Origin of the sequence: Vallitalea longa (genome assembly GCF_027923465.1) — a bacterium.
Classification (GTDB): Bacteria; Bacillota; Clostridia; order Lachnospirales; family Vallitaleaceae; genus Vallitalea; species Vallitalea longa.
In genome coordinates this window covers 44,696-65,843 of sequence record NZ_BRLB01000010.1, presented here as the reverse complement: position 1 = coordinate 65,843, position 21,148 = coordinate 44,696, and the positions used below count along the sequence as shown (strand labels likewise).

Sequence of the window (21,148 nt, the reverse complement as noted above, 5' to 3'; positions counted from 1 at the left end):
CAACTATTGAAAATATATTTTTAAAATTATTAATGAATGTTATGTTAACTGATTGGACATTATATAACCACAATGTGCCTGTTGACAACATTGTGGATAATGTGGATAACTATCCCTTAATTAGTTCTTCCCCAATAATTTTCACGTCTCCTGCTCCCATAGTTATCAACAGGTCATTTGGATGACAATTTTGGAGTAAAAAGTTTTCTATTTCATCAAAAGAAGAGAAATAAAAAGCTTGTTTTCCAAGTTTGGTAAGTTCAGATAATAAATCCTTAGAGTGAATATCGCCAGTATTTTTTTCTCTAGCAGCATAAATGTCAGTCAATATAATATTATCTGCTGAACTTAGCGAATCCGCAAAGCTTTTAAGAAAAGCTTTTGTTCTTGAATAAGTATGAGGTTGAAAGACAACCCACAATTTATCATGAGGATATTTGGTTGCTGCTGATAGTGTAGCAGAAATTGCAGTAGGATGATGTGCATAATCATCAATAACGTTTACACCTCTGATATTACCTTTATATTCAAATCGTCTATTGGTTCCAGTGAAATTCATAATACCTTTTTTGGCATTTTGGATATCCATATCTAAACAATAAGTTGCAGCAATGGCAGCCAAAGAATTGTATACATTATGAATACCGTTTACCTGTAGACTTATTTCCTCAATTTTTTTACCATTATATATTAGATCATATGTTGGATAACCCAATTCATTATAAGTAATATTATCAGCATAAAAATTAGCACGTTCATCGTTACCATAAGTGATTATATTACAATCCAATCCAGAAATTATCTCTTCATAATTATCTATTTCAGTGTTGATAACCAGATATCCATCATTTGGTAATTTATTGGCAAAGGCTTTGAAAGAACGTCTTATTTGGTTGATGTCCTTGAAATAATCAAGATGGTCTTCTTCTATATTAAGAATTATGGATACAAAAGGATTGAAATGCAAAAAGCTATCACAGTATTCACATGATTCTGCAACGAAATAATCAGAATGACCAACCCGTATATTTCCATGTATTGCGTTTAATATTCCTCCTATTGAAATTGTAGGATCTTTTTCTCCGACCAATAATATATGGGAAATCATTGATGTTGTAGTTGTTTTTCCGTGAGTACCAGAAACACCAATAGGATATTTGTAGTTTTTCATAATCTGTCCAAGTAGTTCAGCTCTACCAAGCATAGGAATATTTTTCACTTTTGCAGTTATATACTCTATGTTATCTTCTTTCACAGCAGCAGTATAAATTACTAACCCCGTATCATCTGAGATATTACAAGCTCTGTGTCCTATAAATACATTTATATCTAGGCTTTCTAATTTTTTAGTTATTTGAGTACCTTTTTGATCAGACCCAGTTACAGTAAAACCTTTTTGGTGCAAAATTTCTGCTAATCCGCTCATGCTGATGCCGCCTATTCCAATAAAATGAACGTTCAATGGTTTATCAAAGTCAATCGTATACATTATACTAAACACTCCTTATTTATATAATATGAAAACATTAGTTATTCAACTATCCACTTCAATATTCTATCAGGTAAGATAATTAAAAGGTAAGAAAGTTGAGTTATTTATATATTTACTTATTCAATTTCTATAGTATCCTATATGGTTGTTCAATTGATTTTTAGGGTGGTACAATCATTTATAAAAAACTCTTATTTAATATATAGTATATAATATAGATAAAAAAATTGGCACTAAAATAATTTAATACTCCTATTTATTTTTATAGGTAAGAATATTATAATACTTATACTAAAATCTAATATATATTCAAGTAAATTTCTACATAATATTAAATTAATCGTTACTCACCCAATTCTTATTATAACTATATAAGATAGGTTTTAAAAGGGAAATATAAAAAAATATTAAAATCATCAGATTCTTTGATTTTTGTGGTATACTATAAGATATAAAATATAATAAACTACAATTAGGTTTACATAACTATTTCTAATTACCTAAAAAAGATTTATTATTTAAATATGAGTTCATAATTTTAGAATATTAATAGATAAGGAGAATTTTTTGTGGGTAAAAAAATAAATAGAACAGATCGGATAGCAGTGATTACTAAGATGTTAGTAGAGAATCCAAATAAAATTTTCACATTAAATAATTTTGTAGATATATTAAGTTATGCTAAATCAACATTAAGCGAAGATATTGATGTAATAGAAGAAGTTTTTGATAATTTCAAATTAGGGGAAATAAAATCCATACCTGGAGCCGCGGGAGGGATTTACTATAATCCTAGATTGTCAGATGAACAGATTGAAGATATATGTGATGAGTTATGTACATTAATAAATGATAAAAAAAGAATAATTCCTGGTGGATATGTTTATATGAACGATATTTTCTATGATCCAAATATATTACAGAAGATTGCTAAGTCGTTGGCAGCACCATATTTGGATATGAAAATAGATTTTGTTGTGACTATAGAAACCAAAGGCATTCCATTAGCGATTATGACTGCGAATATATTGAATATACCTATGATAGTAGTAAGAAAATCAGCTAGGCTTACTGAAGGTACTACTATTCAAATGAACTATATAACCGGTTCATCAAGAAGGATTAACACTATGGCTTTAGCTAAACGTTCAGTACCAAAAGGTGCTAAGGTACTTTTCATCGATGATTTCATGAAAGCAGGAGGTACAGCCAAAGGAATCACAGACTTGATGAAAGAATTTGAGGCAGAAGTGGTTGGAAATGCTGTAGTAATGTCAACAAAAGAACCACAAGAAAAATTGATTAATGATTATTATTCTTTATTGGAATTTGATGGTATTGACGAAAAAGAAGAAAAGATCAACATATATAGAAAAGATAATAAATTGATTTTTAACCATAAAGATAATATGGATAGTGATAATAATTAAATATCATATTAGAGCATAGCTACAATATAATCGTGTTTGGTTCATATATATGTGTAAAAAAGCTATATAAAGGTACTGTTTAATAGAATATAAATATTACATTGTTTAAATATAAGATAGAGCTGTTTGGTAAATAGAACAGCTCTATTTTTAGTATAGAAAATTTTTTTATTATATTCAATTATAGTAGTGAAATTTAGAATTAAAAAAAATAGTAATAAACTTGAAGCAAAAGTGGTATTAATATAATAGTGAAAAAATCATCTAGAAATGGTTGTTAGGAGTGAAGTAGTGAAAAGAAAAAATATTATAGCTATGTTACTAGCAGGTGGTCAAGGAAGTAGACTAGGGATTCTAACAACACATGTGGCTAAACCTGCTATAGCATTTGGTGGCAAATATAGGATTATAGATTTTACTCTAAGTAATTGTATTAATTCAGGAATCGATACTGTTGGTGTTCTAACCCAATATCAGCCTTTAAGATTGAATAATCATATAGGAATAGGTATACCCTGGGATTTAGATAAAAATTATGGGGGAGTTAGCATACTACCACCTTTTGTAAAAACAAAAACCGGAGAATGGTATTCGGGTACAGCAAATGCTGTTTTCCAGAATATAGATTTTATAAATAACTATTCTCCCGAATATGTGCTTATACTTTCTGGAGACCATATATATAAAATGGATTATGAGAAAATGTTAAACTATCATATTAAAAAAAATGCAGATGCCACTATTGCAGTTTTTGAAGTTCCAATAGATGAAGCTCATAGATTTGGAATTATGAATACTGATAAAGACAATAAAATCAACCAATTTGATGAAAAACCGAAAATTCCTAAAAATAATTTAGCATCCATGGGAATTTATATATTTAACTGGAAGATATTGAAAAACGCTTTAGCAAACACTAATAGCATCTACCCGAAAAATGATTTCGGTAAACATGTTATCCCATATATGTTAAATGGAGGGAATAATCTATATGCATATAAATTTCAAGGATTCTGGAAAGATGTTGGTACATTACATGCTTATTGGGAAGCGAATATGGAACTGATAAAATTAATTCCTGATTTCAATTTATACGAAACATATTGGAAAATATATACAAAGAATGAAATCCAACCTCCTCAATATATATCATCAGAGGCTTACATCGAAAAATGTATCATAGGAGAAGGTACTATAATAGAAGGTAAGATATATAATTCTGTAATTGGTTCTAATGTCAGTATCGGTAAGGATACGATAATAAAAGATTCTATCATTATGAGTAATACTGTAATCGGCAATAACTCCATAATATATAAAAGTATATTATCAGAAGACTCCATGATAGGAGAAAACGTTAAGTTGGGAATAGGAGAAAATATTATCAGTAGAGAGTATCCAGAACTTTATAATACAGGAATTTCTGTAGTTGGAGAAAGAACAAGTATACCTAACAACATTAATATAGGAAAGAACTGTGCAATATATGGAAAATTAAAGAATGAAGATTTCAGGTATAACGCTTTATCAAGTGGCGAATCAGTAATTAAGAAAGAGGTAGATTAATGAGGGCTATAGGCATTATTTTAACAGGTGGTAAAAATCAAACACTCCATGAGTTGACTAATAATAGAATATTAGCTGCTATGCCTATTGCAGGATGCTACAGGGCAATAGATTTTTCATTAAGCAATATGACAGATTCAGGAATAAAGAAAGTGGCAATCATTACTCAGTATAATTCACGAGCTCTTTTAGAACATTTAGGGTCTTCTAAGTGGTGGGATTTTGGAAGAAAACAAGGGGGAATGTTTATCTATAGTCCTAATAGATCTCCTAATAGCAATTTTTGGTACAGAGGAACAGCGGATGCCATATATCAGAATATAGATTATCTGAAAAATAGTCATGAACCATATGCTATCATTTCTTCAGGAAATATTATTTGTAAGGTGGATTATAATAAAATACTGGAATATCATGTAGATAAAAGGGCAGATATAACTATAGTATGTAAAGATAAAAAGGATGAAATAGATGACCTAAGGAGATTTGGTATAGTTGAGATAGATGATGATAACAGAATAATCAATTTTGAAGAGAAACCTTTAGAACCGCAGGGAACTATTATATCAACAGGTATTTATGTTGTTAGAAGAAGATTATTGATTGAACTTTTAGAAGAAATACTAGAACAAGAAAGATACGATATTGTAAATGATATTATCATAAGATACAGAAAAAAGAAGAAGATATATGCATATATGCATAATGAATATTTCAACAGTATTGCAAATATTGAATCATATTATAAATGTAATATGGATTTTCTGGACCCAAATAATATAAAATATTTTTTCAGGAACTTTCCATATGTTTCATCTAAGGTACAAGATGAGCCTCCTGCTAAATATAATTCGGGCTCCGTTATCAGTAATAGTCTGATATCAGGGGGATGTATAATAAATGGAAAAGTAAATAATTCGATACTTTTCAGAAAAGTTTTTATTGGTAAAAATACTTTTATTAATAACTCTATTATATTAGATGGAGCTTATATAGATAATAATTGTTGCATTGAAAATTCTATAGTTAATACTGATACAGTTATAGGTGATGATTGTACGTATATAGATAGAGGAAATATCAAAATAATTGTGAATAGAGAATTCAAATATATGTAGTTCAGATAAATAATTAAAAAAGCTGTAATTATACAAAAAAACATTGAACTTTTTTGAAATATGTAATATAATTATTGTGAGTTATCACTAAAGCAAAAATTTATGTGTAAAGGTGGAGGGGGATTCTTCCCCTTAACAACAAGTTACGGAAAGGGGTTAACACATGCAAATTACAGATGTGAGAATACGTAAGGTTGCAAAAGATGGGAAAATGAAGGCAGTTGTATCAGTTACTTTTGATAATGAATTTGTTGTTCATGATATCAAAGTGATTGAAGGAGAAAAAGGATTATTTATTGCTATGCCAAGCCGCAAAGCGCTTGATGGTGAGTTTAGAGACATCGCTCATCCAATCAATTCTGAAACTAGAGAAAAAATTCAGAAATGCGTATTGGAAAAATATGAAACTCTAGTACTTACTAACGATGATACAGCTGACGAAATTGCAGTATCGTTTGAGGAATGATTCTTCTAGGCACTTCTTATATGAAGTGCCTTTTTGTATGTAGTAATATATTGCTGATTAGTTAATACCATCTGGATATAACAATTAAATGCACGCAAGTTTCCTTGTTGATAAGTTGCTTTATTATTATTACTGCTTGATGTTTTTTTGCTTAGTAAAAATAACAGTAAAGGACAAAGTTTAATTTATTAATTTGTAGGTTATTTAACTTGCATATATTTAATAAGTGGTGTAAAATGATTAGGGTTAATTAATACCTAGAGGTGGTGTGAAAAGTGAGCAGATTAAAAGCAGTTATATTGGCAGCAGGTGCAGGAACAAGAATGAAATCAAAATTACCTAAGGTAGTTCATAAAATACTTGGCAAAACAATGATAGATTATGTTATTGAAGCAGCTAAAGAAGCAGGCGCTGAAGAGATTTGTGTGGTTGTTGGACACAAAAGCGAGATTGTGAAAAAAGAAATTTCCTATGATGTAGAATTCGTGCTTCAAGAAGAACAATTAGGAACTGGTCATGCAGTTATGATGGCTAAGGATTTTGTTGGTAATGAAGGTAATGTACTTATATTATTTGGAGATACACCATTGATTACAGGAAACACATTGACTGATATGGTCAATTATCATAGTAATAATAATAATGCTGCAACACTTTTATCTACAATAGTGGAAGATCCTACTGGATATGGTAGAATCATTAGAGACGAATCAAATACTTTCATAAAGAGTATTGAACATAAAGATGCTTCAGAAAAAGAAAGAACAGTAAAAGAAATCAATTCTGGTATGTATTGTTTTAATTCCCATGAACTTAATATGGCATTAGATAATTTGACCAATGATAATTCTCAAGGGGAATATTATCTTCCAGATACATTAAAGACTATTATAGCTAAGAGATTAAGTGTGAATGCTATGATTACTAATATGCCAGAAGATATATTAGGAGTTAATTCACAGATACAATTATATGAAGCCTCTCGAATTATGCAAAAAAGGATTAATTATAAGCATATGGAAAACGGAGTCACACTAATGAATCCTACTAATACTTATATTAGCAAAGATGCTTCTATTGATTCTGATACAGTTATTTATCCTAATTGCATTATAGAAGGCAAAACTACAATAGGTAGCGATTGTATAATTGGTCCAAATTCAAAAATTGTTAATTCAAGAATTGTTAATAATGTTAATGTCGAATCTTCAACTATACTAGATAGTTTTATAGATAGTAATACTAATGTGGGACCATACGCTTATATTAGACCAAATTCTAGAATAGGTTCTAATGTCAAAATAGGCGATTTTGTAGAAATCAAAAATTCAAATATCGGAAATAATACAAAGGCAAGTCATCTGACTTATATTGGAGATGCCGATGTAGGAAGCAATGTTAATTTTGGATGTGGAACAGTTGTAGTTAATTATGATGGAGTTAATAAAAATAGAACAGTAATAGAAGATAATGCATTTATAGGATGCAATACTAATTTAGTATCTCCTGTAAAAGTCCATAACAATGCTTATACAGCTGCTGGTTCTACTATAACGAAAGACGTGCCAGAATACTCATTGGGTATAGGAAGAGCTAGACAGGTCAATATACAAGATTGGGTAAGAAAAAAACGGTAATTCATATAAGGAAATTATTTCTATATAGAAATTTTAGAAATGGTTTCCTTGTTTTAAAAATATTATAGGAGGATTCATATGACAAGTACAATAAGGAACAATGACGGCATTAAGATTTTCTCATGTAATGCTAATCCCCAATTAGCAGAGGCTATTGCAGCTGATTTAGGATTAACTTTAGGAGCAGCTGATGTTGGGCAATTTAGTGACGGCGAAACATATGTGAAGATTGACGAAATTGTTCGCGGTGTGGATTGCTACATTGTTCAGCCTACATCAAGCCCTGTAAACGACAATTTGATGGAACTGTTAATTATGATTGATGCCTTAAGAAGAGCTTCAGCAGGCAGAATAACTGCAGTGCTTCCATATTATGGTTATGCAAGACAAGATAGAAAGACAAGAGCTAGGGATCCTATCAGTGCTAGATTAATTGCTGATCTAATTCAATCAGCTGGTGCAGATAGAGCATTAGTTATGGATTTACATTGTTCTCAAATTCAAGGATTTTTTACAATACCAGTAGACCACATGTTAGGTGCTCCATTACTTGTAAAATATTATAGAGAAAAATTTGCTAATGATATGGAAAATATAGCTATGGTATCACCAGATATTGGAAGTGTTAAAAGAACTCGAGCTTTTGCAGAAAAGTTAGATATTCCTATGGCTATAATTGATAAAAGAAGACCGGAAGCAAATGTTTCGGAAGTCATGAATATTATCGGTAATATTAAAGGTAAAAAAGTAATATTGGTTGATGATATGATAGATACTGCTGGAACTATCTGTAATGCAGTGAATGCATTAAAAGAACAAGGTGCTGTTGAGGTATATGCTTGTTGTACTCATGCAGTTTTGTCAGGACCTGCGATAGAAAGAATTCAAAAATCACAGATTAAAGAATTAGTTGTACTTGACACAATTGCTCTTCCAGAAGAAAAGAAAATCGATAAAATCAAACAATTATCTGTTGCACAAATTCTAGCAGAAGCTATACATAGAATACACTGCAACAAATCAGTGTCAAAATTATTCAATTAAAAATTGACTATTGAAAGAAAATATGATAATTTGATTATGATAAAGCCCTAGTATATACTAGGGCTTTTGGTAAATAAATGAGAAAGGTGATACTATGTATATAATTGCTGGATTAGGCAACCCTGGTATGAGGTATGCGGCTACGAGACACAATGTTGGTTTTGAAGTTGTTGAAAGATTAGCCTATGAAAATAATATTAAACTAAATAAAAGAAAATTCAAAGCTGTTCTAGGCAGTGGAGTAATAGGTGATGAGAAAGTCGTGTTGGTACAACCACAGACATACATGAACCAAAGTGGCGAAAGCATTAGGGCAATAATGGATTTTTATAAATGCAGTGAAAAAGATTTGATAGTTGTATATGATGACATATGTTTTGATGTGGGCACCATAAAGATAAGGAAAAAAGGCAGTGCTGGTGGGCATAACGGCATGAAAAATATAATAAATCATCTGGGTACTAATGGTTTTGCAAGAGTAAGAGTAGGTGTAGGAGATAAATGTGCCAATTGGGATTTGAAAGATCATGTACTCAGTAAATTTAACGATAAAGACATAAAACAGATGATAGAAGAAATAAAAAGAGCTAGTGATGCGATTGAAGATATAGTAACAAAAGGTATAGATAACGCAATGAATGTATACAATGTGAAAATTAAAAAAGAATGTGAAGAATGACATTAATATATATTAGACCATAGAAGTGTATAATAGATAATTGTTTAAATTTCCCTAGATATAATATATAATAAATGGTATATAATATAATATATTACTTTTGTACATTCGTTAAAATAGGAAATTTGGATGTGATAAATTGAAAACACTAGTACAACCTTTAAGAGAATTAGAGGCTTTTAATGATGCCCTGGAAAAAATCAATAAAAAAATATCTCCAATATATTTAACTGGAGCTATAGATTCAGAAAAATGTCACCTAATGCATGCTTTAGGTGAAAACAGAAATAAATTGATAATTACGTATAACGAATTAAGGGCAAGAGAAGTATATGAAGATATGAAGTTCTTCAATGATGATAATGTATTTTTGTATCCAGCTAAAGATGTAATATTCTATAGTGCTGATGTACATAGCAATGACATTATTGAACAACGTATAAATGTAATCAAGAAATTATATGATAGCAGTGAATATACAGTAATATTATCCATAGAAGCTTTAATGGATAAATTAATCAGCAAATCTGTATTTGAAGATAGCATAATCAATAAAAAAGTTGGAGATACGATTAACCTAACTTCCATGAGTGAGAAATTGATGTTTATGGGATACGAAAGAGTCTCTCAAGTTGAAAGTAAAGGGCAATTCGCTATAAGAGGTGGAATTATTGATATTTATCCACCAACGGATAAAAATGCTTACAGAATAGAATTATGGGATGAAGAAATTGATTCCATAAGAATGATGAATATTGAAAGTCAAAGATCTATTAGTAAAATTGATTCAATCGAAATATATCCCGCACGAGAAGTTATAGTCAACAAAGAAAGAATACAAAAAGCAATAAAGAACATAAAACAAGATAGAGATACATTAATAAAATCATTTAAAGCAAATGATAAAACAGAAGAAATAGAAAGATTGAAAGATAGTGTTGATGTTTTAATAGACAAAATAAACAATCAAAAAACATTTAACGGTATAGAAGGTTATATCGAATATTTTTATGAAGATACGGTTTCTTTTTTAGAGTATTTTTCTAGAAATACGTTAATATATATTGATGAACCAACAAGGATAAATGAAAAATGGGAAAGTACCAAAAAGGAATTTAATGAAAGTATAATTAACAGGTTTGAAAAAGGCTATTTGTTGAAGGGGCAAACTGAGATTCTTAGAACGATAGATGATTTGCTATACAAAATCGAAGATTACACATGCGTTCTACTTAGCACTTTACAGCAGAAAACAGATAGATTCAATTATAAATATAACGTAAATTTTTCTGTAAAATCTATAAATCCATACCATAAAAGTATGGAGATTCTAGAGAAAGACTTGAAATATTGGAGCAATAATAGATATAGAACACTCCTTATTACGGGTTCAAAAACTCGAGCAGAAAGATTATCATATGAATTAAAAGATAGAGGAATCGATGCTTTCTATTTATCCAAACTCGATGCTGAAATTCCAAAAGGCAAAGTTGCTGTTAGCTATGGAAGCCTTCACAAAGGATTTGAATATCCGTTAATCAAATTCGTTATAATTTCCGAAACTGATTTAGTAGGTAAGAGTAAGAAAAGGAAAAAGACGAAAAAGAAAAAATTCAAAGGAAGTAAAATAGAGAGCTTCACAGAATTGAAAATAGGAGATTATGTTGTACATGAAAACTATGGAATAGGGATATTCAGAGGAACAGAAAAAATTGAGATCGATGGTGTCAGTAAAGATTATATTAAAATATCTTACAGAGACGAAGGTAATTTGTATATATCAACAAGCCAATTGGATGTTATTCAAAAATATATAGGTTCGGAAGGTAAAAAACCAAAACTAAATAAATTAGGTACGAATGAATGGAAAAAGACAAAAAACCGTGTTAAAGGTATTGTTGAAGATTTAGCAAAAGACCTGGTGGAATTATATGCTAAAAGACAAGCAAAACAGGGATACGAATTTTCTGGAGATACAGTATGGCAAAAAGAATTTGAAGAAATGTTTCCATATGAAGAAACCGATGATCAATTGATAGCGATAGAAGAAACAAAAACCGATATGGAAAGTAAAAAAATCATGGATAGACTAATATGCGGAGATGTAGGTTACGGTAAGACCGAAGTAGCTATAAGGGCTGCATTTAAGTCAGTGCAAGATGATAAACAGGTAGCTTATCTAGTACCAACGACAATATTGGCTCAACAACATTATAATAATTTCTTACAACGGATGAAAGATTTTCCTGTAAGGGTTGAGATGTTGTCTAGGTTCAAAAGTCAAAAAGAGCAAAAGAAAATAATTGAAGATACTAAAAAAGGACTAGTTGATATACTGATAGGGACACATAGATTAATATCAAAAGATGTAGTTTTCAAAAATTTAGGATTATTGATTATTGATGAGGAACAGAGATTCGGTGTATCACATAAAGAGAAAATAAAAAAGGTAAAACAGGATATAGATGTATTGACTTTAACAGCTACCCCTATACCAAGAACTCTACATATGAGTTTAATCGGTATAAGGGATATGAGTGTGCTTGAAGAGCCGCCTGAAGAAAGACATCCTATTCAGACATATGTACTCGAACATAATGATGAGCTTATTAAAGATGCTATTTATAGAGAACTTTCAAGAGGTGGCCAAATATATTATGTATACAATAGAGTAAAAAAAATAGACGAGGTTGCTGACTGGATTAGTAAAATGGTACCAGAAGCTAATGTGGCTTTTGCTCATGGACAGATGAATGAGAGAGAACTTGAAAATATCATGTTCGAGTATATCAATGGTGATATTGATATACTTGTCTGTACAACTATCATTGAAACAGGTCTTGATATTCAAAATACCAATACTATAATAATTCAAGATGCAGATAGATTGGGCTTATCTCAATTATATCAGTTAAGAGGTAGAGTTGGAAGATCTAATAGAGTTGCTTATGCCTATTTACTGTACAAAAAAGATAAAATATTACAGGAAACAGCTGAAAAAAGATTACAGGCAATAAAAGAATTCACTGAATTTGGTTCGGGATTCAAGATAGCCATGAGAGACCTTGAAATCAGAGGAGCAGGTAATCTCTTGGGGGCAAGACAACATGGGCATATGGAATCTGTAGGTTATGACTTGTATTGTAAATTGTTAGAGGAAGCAATTCATGAAGTGAGTAATGAAAAAGTCGAAGAAAATTTTGAAACTTCGGTAGAATTGAATGTCGATGCATTCATACCGTCTACTTATATAAAAGATGAAATACGAAAACTTGGTGCATATAAGAAGATTGCAAGTATTGAGAACGAAAAAGACTATTATGATGTCCAAGAAGAACTTGAAGATAGATATGGAGACTTACCAAAATCGGTTATAAATCTCTTGGATATCGCTTATATCAAAGCTATAGCTAATAAAGCGGATATAGTGAACATTGAGCAAAAGGGAGATAATATCAAGTTTGAAGCTAAAAAAGATGCTAAAATCAATCCAGACAAGATTCCTGAGATGTTAAATAAATATAGGAATCAGTTGTTTTTCACAATTAATAAAGCTCCATATTTTACTTATAAAATAAATAGAGTCGACAAAAAACAATTTTTCAGACATATTAAGAATGTGTTACAAGACATAAAAGATTTGAAGGATGCTTAGGTTTACTCTATAATGGAATTAGACATATAATTTAGGAAACGCTAAATAACATATGAGATATAAAAATTTTGGATGTTATCAATGGTTTCTATGTTAGGAGAGAGATAAATGGAAAGCACTTATGGTTATATAAGTAAATTTATTCTGCTTTTCATGTGCATCTTCTTAGTGGGTTGTAGTGTTAATAAATCAAAAGGGGAACAACTTGATGTCAACAAAGATAATGAAACATTAATTACAATTGATGATATAGACATTAAGACTGATGAGGTAATGCCGTATTTATTACAGGTTAAAATGGAGTTTGAAGAATTAGGTGGAGAAGATGTCTGGGATCATAATGATTTTAGTGGAGGGAAGAAAGCTGAAGATGTTGCTAAGTTAGGAGTATTAGATAATATTATCCGTACTAAGATATTAGTAGAAAAAGCTAATGATATGGATATAGCAATTACTGAAGATGAAAAAAAGGAAATAGAGTCTCAAGCACTGAAATATTATAATGATTTAGATGAAGCAGATATAGAAAGTTATAGTTTAACCAAAGAGAGTATTTTAAACTCATTTATTGAGTATAGGATAGCTAATAAAGTAACTTTTGAAATGACTAAAGATTATATTCCGAAAGATGAAGAATTAGAGAATAAGCTATTGGAAAATCAAGAATATGTAGCTTTGAGATCTAGTGACTTAGAAGAATTACTTATAAATATTAGAGTTAGGCATATATTGATAAAAACACATGAAAAAAACGACGATGACGAATATATACTTATATCTCCAGATATTGAAGAAAAAGCTGAAGAACAGGCTAATGAGGTATATGATAAAGCAGTTTCAGGAGAAAATTATATAAAGTTAGTAAAACAATATTCACAGGATGAAAATTCTAAAGAACAAGATGGGGAATATATTCTTCCACTAAGGTTGTTAGACGAAAAATTCCATAGTCTAAAAGATTTAGAACCTGGAGACATAAGTCAAATAATACAAAGTGATTATGGATATCATATATTCAAGATCTTAGAAAAAATATCTCCTACGAAAGAAGAAATTGAACAATTTGAAATTGAATTTAGTAATTATGAAAATCAACTAAAAGAACGGTACAAAGAACAATTGAAAAATGATGCATTTAATAAAATATATAATGAATGGGAAAATAATGTAGTTGTCGACTTGAATGAAGAATTATGGGCTAAGATGGATATTTTCGGTAATATTAATGAAAATCCAATAGGTGACAAAAAGATTGAATGAAATAAATGTTAATATCTAATAATAAGAACTAAGAGATAATCTTAGTTCTTTTTTATTAATTATTAAACATCAACAAAGCTGATATAAAAATTAACTTTATTTCAATAAATTGGTATATGGTCTTTAGTTTAAAACTGTCAAATTATGAATATTATAGTTAAATTGTTGCATACTATTATTGACAGCTTTGTGATGACTATCTAAAGGAGGTAATAATTTGAAGGCAACAGGTATTGTAAGAAGAATAGATGATCTAGGTAGGGTAGTTATACCAAAAGAAATAAGAAGAACATTAAGAATAAGAGAAGGAGACCCCTTAGAGATATTTACTGATAAAGATGGAGAAATAATACTTAAAAAGTATTCCCCTATAGGTGAACTTGGAACATTTGCGAAACAGTATGCAGAAGCTTTAGCACAAACAACTGGACATACTATATGTATATCTGATAAAGATCAAGTGATAGCTGTTTCTGGTGGATCCAAAAGAGAGTTTTTAGAGAAACAAATAAGCAAAGAGCTAGAAGAGGCAATAACAGAAAGAGAAACAATATTGGCTAACAAAGATGAGAAGAAATTTATTGACATTTTATATGATGGCGAAAATGAAGAATATATCGCTGAAGTTATAACACCAATTATATCTGAAGGTGATGCTATAGGAGCTGTTATATTCTTAAGTAAAGACAACAAAATAAAAATGGGTGAAGTTGAAACAAAATTAGCTCATTCTGCAGCAGGATTTTTAGGAAAACAAATGGAACAATAAAAAATAGGCTGGGTTAAAAAATAACTCAGTCTTATTTAATTTTACATAAATAGTAAAAGTAACTTGTATTTATGAAATTCTCTGTAAAGGATTCATTATAAAACCATATCTTTTACATAGGCATAATTTACTATCTGAAAAAGAATATATACCTAAAAACAAATTATCTATGAATTTATATATATTTTACTTTATTAAAAAATAATGTGTTTTCAATAATTAGTATTTAGTTTTAATAGTAAATTCAATCTATTAATTAAGATATAGGCCTATAAAAAATAAAAAAAACTGATAATATCAAACTAATTATAAAAAAAATTGAAAAATATTTATTTATAACTAAAATATAATATGATATAATTTGTAATATATTATCTGATTGGAATGATTGTATGACAAAAGACTACAAAAATAAAAAAAATTATTCATTTGAAGATCTCAAAAACATCATTAGCATATTAAGAAGTGAAAACGGATGTCCATGGGATAAAGTTCAAACACATGAAAGTCTTAGAAATGGTACGTTAGAAGAAGTATATGAAGTCCTAGAAGCTATAGACAATAATGATATGGAGAACCTTAAAGAAGAATTAGGTGATATGTTGCTTCAAGTGGTATTCCATTCAAAAATAGCTGAGGATAACGATACTTTTAATCTGGATGAAGTTATTAATGGAATATGTGAGAAACTTGTTAGAAGACATCCTCATGTATTTAAAGGTATGAAAGTAGAATCAACTGAAGAAGTTACTGCTAATTGGAATGAAATTAAAAAAGTTGAGAAAAATCATATTTCCTATACAGAAGATATGAGAAGAATTCCAAAAGCACTTCCTGCATTAATGAGAGCGACAAAAGTTCAAAAAAAAGCAAAAGAAGCTGGGTTTGATTTTACAGAAATCAACCAAGTAACAGCTAAGATTCATGAGGAATTAGCTGAATTGGAAGAAGCCATGAATAATGGAAATAAATGTAATATTATGGAAGAATATGGTGATTTGCTGTTTTCGATGGTTAATATTTCAAGGTTTTTAAAATTAAATACTGAATTTTCCTTGACAAATGCTACAGAAAAGTTTATAAATAGATTTGAGGGAATAGAAAACCTTGTAAAACAAAAAGGTTTAAGCATGAACGACATAACAATGACTGAATTGGACAAGTTATGGGAGCAGCTTAAAAAGAACAATAAGAATAATCGTTTAGACGATTGTTTATAAAGCTAAGATTTTCTTAGCAGCGCATATATGCGCCTTTGTTCAAAATAATATAATATTAAAGTAGAGGAGGAGTTATTATGAACAAAGCTGAATTAGTTACGGCTATGGCAGAACAAACTGAATTAAGTAAAAAAGATGCAGAGAAAGCTTTAAAATCATTTATCGATGTAGTTTCAAACGAATTAAGCAATGGGGGTAAAATTCAATTAGTTGGATTTGGTACTTTTGATGTTACTGAAAGAGCAGCAAGAGAAGGTAGAAACCCACAAACTGGTGAACCTATGCAAATAGCAGCTTCAAAAGCACCAAGATTTAAAGCTGGAAAAGCTTTAAAAGATGCTGTGAATGGTCGTTAGTTAATACCATTGAATTCTAAAAATCTGCACTTGATAGTGCAGATTTTTTTGTTGAAAAGGAAAGATCTACTTTCCCTTTTCCTTGAAATCTAATATGAGGCGTAGTCTCTTTGGTCTTTATAATTTTCAAATATAGCTTAAGGTAGGTGATATTATGAGATTAGATAAATATCTTAAAGTATCAAGATTAATTAAAAGAAGAACAGTAGCCAATGAAGCATGTGATGGTGGTAGAATCAAGATTAATGATAAAGTGGCGAAAGCAGGTGCAAAAGTATCTGTTGGTGATATAATAGAGATTCAATTCGGTAATAAGGCAGTTAAAGTAGAAGTTTTGATAGTAAAAGAAACAGTTAAAAAAGATGAAGCAAAAGATATGTTCAAATATTTATAGACCATAGGTTGTTTAGTACATTGTTAGTATCATTATGATTCCAAATGTATTCAAACAGCCTTTTTTGTTTTTTAGTCGTCCCATAAAATTTAACAGATTAGAATAAATCCTCTTATAAGTTAATATAATGAATTATATAATACACATTAAGAGGAGGGTGTCAAAATGGAAGAAAAGCATATTAACATGAATCACAGGTTAGTTATCAATGATAGAGAAAGAGTATCAATAACTGGAGTTTCAGATGTTATATCTTTCGATACAGATATCGTCATGGTTGAAACTGAAATGGGTACACTTACAATTAAAGGAGCAGAATTACACGTTAATAGATTGAACTTAGAAAAAGAAGAACTTGAGCTAGATGGGCAGATAGAAAGTTTAGAATATAATGATGGTGCTAGGTACGGATCAAAAGGTTCATTTATGTCAAAATTATTTGGTTAGGTGAGATATGAATAGTTTAGTAAGTGCTCAAGCAATCAGTTTCTTAATGTCAATACTAAATGGGCTTTTTCTAGGGTTTGTATATGATCTATTAAGAGTCTTCAGAAGAATAATTAAGCATCCTAAATGGCTTATAAATATACAGGACTTAATATTCTGGCTCTTCGGTAGCATAATTATCTTTATTGATATATTCAAAAACAATAATGGTACATTAAGAGGGTTTTTATGCATAGGTGTGTTTCTAGGACTCATATTTTACTTTTTTCTCATCTCAAAGCTCGTTATAAAGGTATTTATAAAAATCTATTCTTTCATAGCTAACATAATTAAATTTTTGTTCAAGTTAATAATTAAGCCAATTAAATTATTATTAACGCCTATTTTTTTTATAGTCAGAAAAATATATAAACTCTTGAAAAAAATGGGAAAATGGTTGATAATAAAATATAAGAAGATTACTAAAGAGATTAAAATCATATTTAAAAAGAAATAGATCATTTACTAATTGCTATGGAAAGGAATGATAGTGTACTTGAGAAGAAAAAAGAAAAAAACAAAAGCTATATTATTTGCTACATTAGTGTTGATATTATTAACTACAGTTGTTGGCATTAAGGTATCATCATTATATGTTAAGAATATCGGTTTAGAAAAACAAGAATCAAGTTTAGAAGAGCAAATAGAAGCAGAACAAGAAAAACATATTGATTTGTTAAAAGAACAAGAATACATAAAATCAGATGAATATATCGAACAATTAGGACGGGAGAAATTTGGACTAGTTAAGCCTGATGAGATTATATTCGTTAATGAAGATGAAGATTAAGGTTGTTTCTTAAGGGAAACAACTTTTTTTATTAAATAGGAAAGTTCTACTTTTTATTCTCGTTGAAAACATTAGCTATACCTCCATTCGATAATTAACTTATTAATGAGAAAATTTGTCTAAAACTTTTTTTATTTTGGATACAAGTTATGACAAACAATTTAAATCTCGTAATATATAATTAGTTCTCACCAAGGGAAATAAACAATTTTTTGCAAAGGGGAGGATAGTATATGGGGAAAACTAATACTACTATAGGACAAACCCAAATGCTGATACAAAAGAAAGAAATATTACAGAAACAAGGATTTAAAATATTGAAGTTGATATTTTTGTATGTAGTGGGTTTCATGATGGGGAGAGCAGCCATCTATAATAATATGAATCCTATGGCTGTGGCATATTTCGCAGCTGTATATACAGATAAGAAAAGTAGAATATGGATGTTCTTATCTGTAATAATAGGATTGTTTACTGCGATGCCAATAATAGATGCATTAAAATATGCACTAATTATGATACTTATAGTATCAATAAATTCCATACTAGATATTAAAGGTAAGAAACTATCGCTTATCCATGAGGGGGTGATAGCTGCAACCAGCTGTTTGATTATAACGATCACTGCTGGAATCATACAACATAATGTAGCAAATAACATTTTGATAGCATTATTAGAAGGTGCCTTTATATTTTCATTAGTACTAATATATGGTCGTGGACTCAAATATCTATTTGATGACGAAGAGAATAAAAAAGCGACTAATGAAATATTAATAAGTGAAGCCATAATAATGGGTACAGCAGTTGCTGGAATTGCAGATATTACTATATTAGGATTAGGTTTTATTGAAATATGGATATTTTCAGTTGTTCTGATTCTGGGATATAGACATGGTATCGGAACAGGTGCAATCATTGGTGTTATATCTGGAATAGTTTTAGTTCTAATGGGCAGATATGATGCTGAGATTATAGGTATATTTGGTATGGTAGGAATATTATCTGCCTTGTTTAGAGAATTAGGTAAAGTTGGTAGTATTATAGGTTTCTCTTTAGGAACTATTGGCTTATGGTACTTCATATCACCACTAAACCTAGATTTTCAGATAGTAAAAGCATTAATAGTTAGTGTGGGTATATTTGCAATATTGCCAAATGAAAAAGAACAAATATACTCAATGAAAAAAACATCTATTGAAGAAGATAAATACATAGATAAAGTCCAAGGTATCATTAGTGAAAAATTAAATAGTTTTTCTAATTCGTTCCAGAATGTAGGTAAAACTTTTGAACATATATCTGAAAGGAGAGGCAATCTAACAACCGAGGAGGTGAATAAGCTCTTAGATGATGTAGCGGAAAAAGTATGTAAGGACTGTAGTATGTGTAAGATGTGTTGGCAAAAAGAATTCTATGATACATATAGAACGGTGTTTAGTATTTTTTCCGCTGTAGAAAACAAAAATCATATAACCGAAGAGGATATTCCTGATGTGTTTATTAAGAAATGTATAAAACCTAAGGAATTCATAACAACAACGAATAGGTTATTTGAGCTCTATAAGATAAATCTAACTTGGGAAAATAAAATTGCAGAAAATAGACAACTGATTTCCCAGCAGTTTTATTCTGTATCTGATATAATCGACAAGTTAGGTAATAATTTATATAAAAATATTGAATTCAACACGGATTTAGAAACAAAAATTTCAGAGGAATTAAAGAAAGATAATATTACTGTTAAGAATGTGGTGGTTTATAAAGCTCCAAATCAAAGAATGGAAGTCAGTATGAAAATAAAATACAGTGGGAAAAAAACAAGGTGTATGAAAGATATTACTCCCGTAATTAATAAATTCACCAAGAAAAAAATGAGATTAGTGGAAGGGTGCAAATATATTAACGAGAGTAAATACTGTGAAGTGAAATTTATAGAAAGTGAGGTTTATAGAATCGCTAAAGGTGTTGCTAGAGTCAGTAAAGACTATACAGATGTATCAGGTGACAGCTATACCTTTTTGAATCTACCCAAAGGGCAGGATATTGTGGCTCTTTCTGATGGAATGGGTACAGGGCTAAAGGCCTTTAAAGAAAGCAAATCTGCTATTGAATTGTTGGAACAGCTATTAGAGGCTGGTTTTGATGGAGAAACGGCAATTAAAATGATTAACTCCATACTTGTACTAAAATCCAGTGAACAAACTTTTTCTACATTGGATATGACTTTGGTTGATAGATATACAGGTATGTGTGAATTTGTTAAGATTGGGGCTGCATCGTCATTTATTAAAACAGGAAACAAAGTAGAAGTTGTAAAATCGACGTCACTTCCATTAGGGATGTTAAATGATGTTGAAAGTGAATCAACTACTAAAAGGTTAAATAATGGCGATATGATTATAATGGTTACAGATGGTATCCTTGATAGTGAAGATGAAGAGATAGATAAAGAAAAGTGGGTTGAGGATTCACTACATAAATTGGATAGTAGAAATCCTCAAGATATGGCAGACTATATATTAGAATCTGCAAGAGAAAAGACAGGGGGCAAATTAAAAGATGATATGACAGTTCTGGTGATGAGAATCTGGGAGAAGGCAGGATAGTGTTTAAAACATTATTAAATAAAATTATTACATAAAATCATAATGGCAATAAGTCGTTAATATGGTATAATTATAGCGGAGAATAAAATAAAGTAGGTTTTTCTCCGCTATTTTGTTTGCGCTAATTGAAAAAATTATAGCATTAATATTCATATAATCCTTAGTGGAGATATGATA

General features: G+C 29.8%; 18 protein-coding genes. 17 read left to right on the top strand and 1 reads right to left on the bottom strand.

Annotated features, from left to right (window positions below; genetic code table 11):
* Positions 1 to 109: 109 nt before the first annotated feature.
* Positions 110 to 1,489: a UDP-N-acetylmuramate--L-alanine ligase gene (gene murC / locus QMG30_RS15245; protein WP_281816831.1), complete on the bottom strand. Its 1,380-nt coding sequence runs from the start codon at positions 1,487 to 1,489 to the stop codon at positions 110 to 112.
* 572 nt (positions 1,490 to 2,061) lie between these two features.
* Between murC and purR the strand changes: the two genes are divergently transcribed.
* From purR to spoIIE, 17 genes are all read left to right on the top strand, one after another.
* Entirely contained in the window at positions 2,062 to 2,922 is an 861-nt protein-coding gene (purR, locus tag QMG30_RS15240) for a pur operon repressor (protein WP_281816828.1), read from the top strand.
* 291 nt (positions 2,923 to 3,213) lie between these two features.
* Positions 3,214 to 4,488, top strand: a complete 1,275-nt coding sequence (locus tag QMG30_RS15235; protein WP_281816827.1) for a glucose-1-phosphate adenylyltransferase — start codon at positions 3,214 to 3,216, stop codon at positions 4,486 to 4,488.
* A complete protein-coding gene (gene glgD / locus QMG30_RS15230) occupies positions 4,488 to 5,606 on the top strand; it encodes a glucose-1-phosphate adenylyltransferase subunit GlgD (protein WP_281816825.1) in 1,119 nt (372 codons plus the stop codon). Before QMG30_RS15235 ends, glgD begins: the two co-directional genes overlap by 1 nt.
* 163 nt (positions 5,607 to 5,769) lie before the next feature.
* Entirely contained in the window at positions 5,770 to 6,072 is a 303-nt protein-coding gene (spoVG, locus tag QMG30_RS15225) for a septation regulator SpoVG (RefSeq protein WP_113673174.1), read from the top strand.
* A gap of 275 nt (positions 6,073 to 6,347) precedes the next feature.
* Positions 6,348 to 7,709, top strand: coding sequence for a bifunctional UDP-N-acetylglucosamine diphosphorylase/glucosamine-1-phosphate N-acetyltransferase GlmU (glmU, locus tag QMG30_RS15220; RefSeq protein ID WP_281816824.1), 1,362 nt, complete (start codon positions 6,348 to 6,350; stop codon positions 7,707 to 7,709).
* A 78-nt stretch (positions 7,710 to 7,787) separates the two neighbouring features.
* Positions 7,788 to 8,753: a ribose-phosphate diphosphokinase gene (locus QMG30_RS15215; RefSeq protein ID WP_281816823.1), complete on the top strand. Its 966-nt coding sequence runs from the start codon at positions 7,788 to 7,790 to the stop codon at positions 8,751 to 8,753.
* Positions 8,754 to 8,847: 94 nt separating this feature from the next.
* Complete coding sequence (pth, locus tag QMG30_RS15210; protein ID WP_281816821.1) at positions 8,848 to 9,432, top strand: aminoacyl-tRNA hydrolase; 585 nt, start codon at positions 8,848 to 8,850, stop codon at positions 9,430 to 9,432.
* A 139-nt stretch (positions 9,433 to 9,571) separates the two neighbouring features.
* Complete coding sequence (mfd, locus tag QMG30_RS15205) at positions 9,572 to 13,087, top strand: transcription-repair coupling factor (protein ID WP_281816819.1); 3,516 nt, start codon at positions 9,572 to 9,574, stop codon at positions 13,085 to 13,087.
* Positions 13,088 to 13,195: 108 nt separating this feature from the next.
* Entirely contained in the window at positions 13,196 to 14,347 is a 1,152-nt protein-coding gene (locus QMG30_RS15200) for a peptidylprolyl isomerase (RefSeq protein ID WP_281816817.1), read from the top strand.
* Between the two features lie 217 nt (positions 14,348 to 14,564).
* The gene (gene spoVT / locus QMG30_RS15195; RefSeq protein ID WP_281816815.1) at positions 14,565 to 15,116 is read left to right on the top strand and encodes a stage V sporulation protein T; all 552 of its coding nucleotides are present in this window, start codon (positions 14,565 to 14,567) and stop codon (positions 15,114 to 15,116) included.
* Between the two features lie 392 nt (positions 15,117 to 15,508).
* Positions 15,509 to 16,336, top strand: coding sequence for a nucleoside triphosphate pyrophosphohydrolase (gene mazG, locus QMG30_RS15190; RefSeq protein WP_281816813.1), 828 nt, complete (start codon positions 15,509 to 15,511; stop codon positions 16,334 to 16,336).
* Between the two features lie 77 nt (positions 16,337 to 16,413).
* Positions 16,414 to 16,692 carry an HU family DNA-binding protein gene (locus tag QMG30_RS15185; RefSeq protein WP_113673183.1) on the top strand — a complete coding sequence of 93 codons (279 nt, stop codon included), beginning with the start codon at positions 16,414 to 16,416 and terminating at the stop codon, positions 16,690 to 16,692.
* A 154-nt stretch (positions 16,693 to 16,846) separates the two neighbouring features.
* Positions 16,847 to 17,086, top strand: coding sequence for an RNA-binding S4 domain-containing protein (locus QMG30_RS15180; RefSeq protein ID WP_281816807.1), 240 nt, complete (start codon positions 16,847 to 16,849; stop codon positions 17,084 to 17,086).
* 165 nt (positions 17,087 to 17,251) lie between these two features.
* Positions 17,252 to 17,533 carry a sporulation protein YabP gene (yabP, locus tag QMG30_RS15175; protein ID WP_281816804.1) on the top strand — a complete coding sequence of 94 codons (282 nt, stop codon included), beginning with the start codon at positions 17,252 to 17,254 and terminating at the stop codon, positions 17,531 to 17,533.
* Positions 17,534 to 17,540: 7 nt separating this feature from the next.
* Positions 17,541 to 18,029: a spore cortex biosynthesis protein YabQ gene (gene yabQ / locus QMG30_RS25245; RefSeq protein WP_353511677.1), complete on the top strand. Its 489-nt coding sequence runs from the start codon at positions 17,541 to 17,543 to the stop codon at positions 18,027 to 18,029.
* 39 nt (positions 18,030 to 18,068) lie between these two features.
* A complete protein-coding gene (locus tag QMG30_RS15170; RefSeq protein ID WP_281816802.1) occupies positions 18,069 to 18,362 on the top strand; it encodes an FtsB family cell division protein in 294 nt (97 codons plus the stop codon).
* 233 nt (positions 18,363 to 18,595) lie between these two features.
* Positions 18,596 to 20,971 (top strand): stage II sporulation protein E, encoded by a 2,376-nt coding sequence (gene spoIIE, locus QMG30_RS15165; protein WP_281816800.1) that lies wholly within the window; start codon positions 18,596 to 18,598, stop codon positions 20,969 to 20,971.
* Positions 20,972 to 21,148 lie beyond the last annotated feature (177 nt).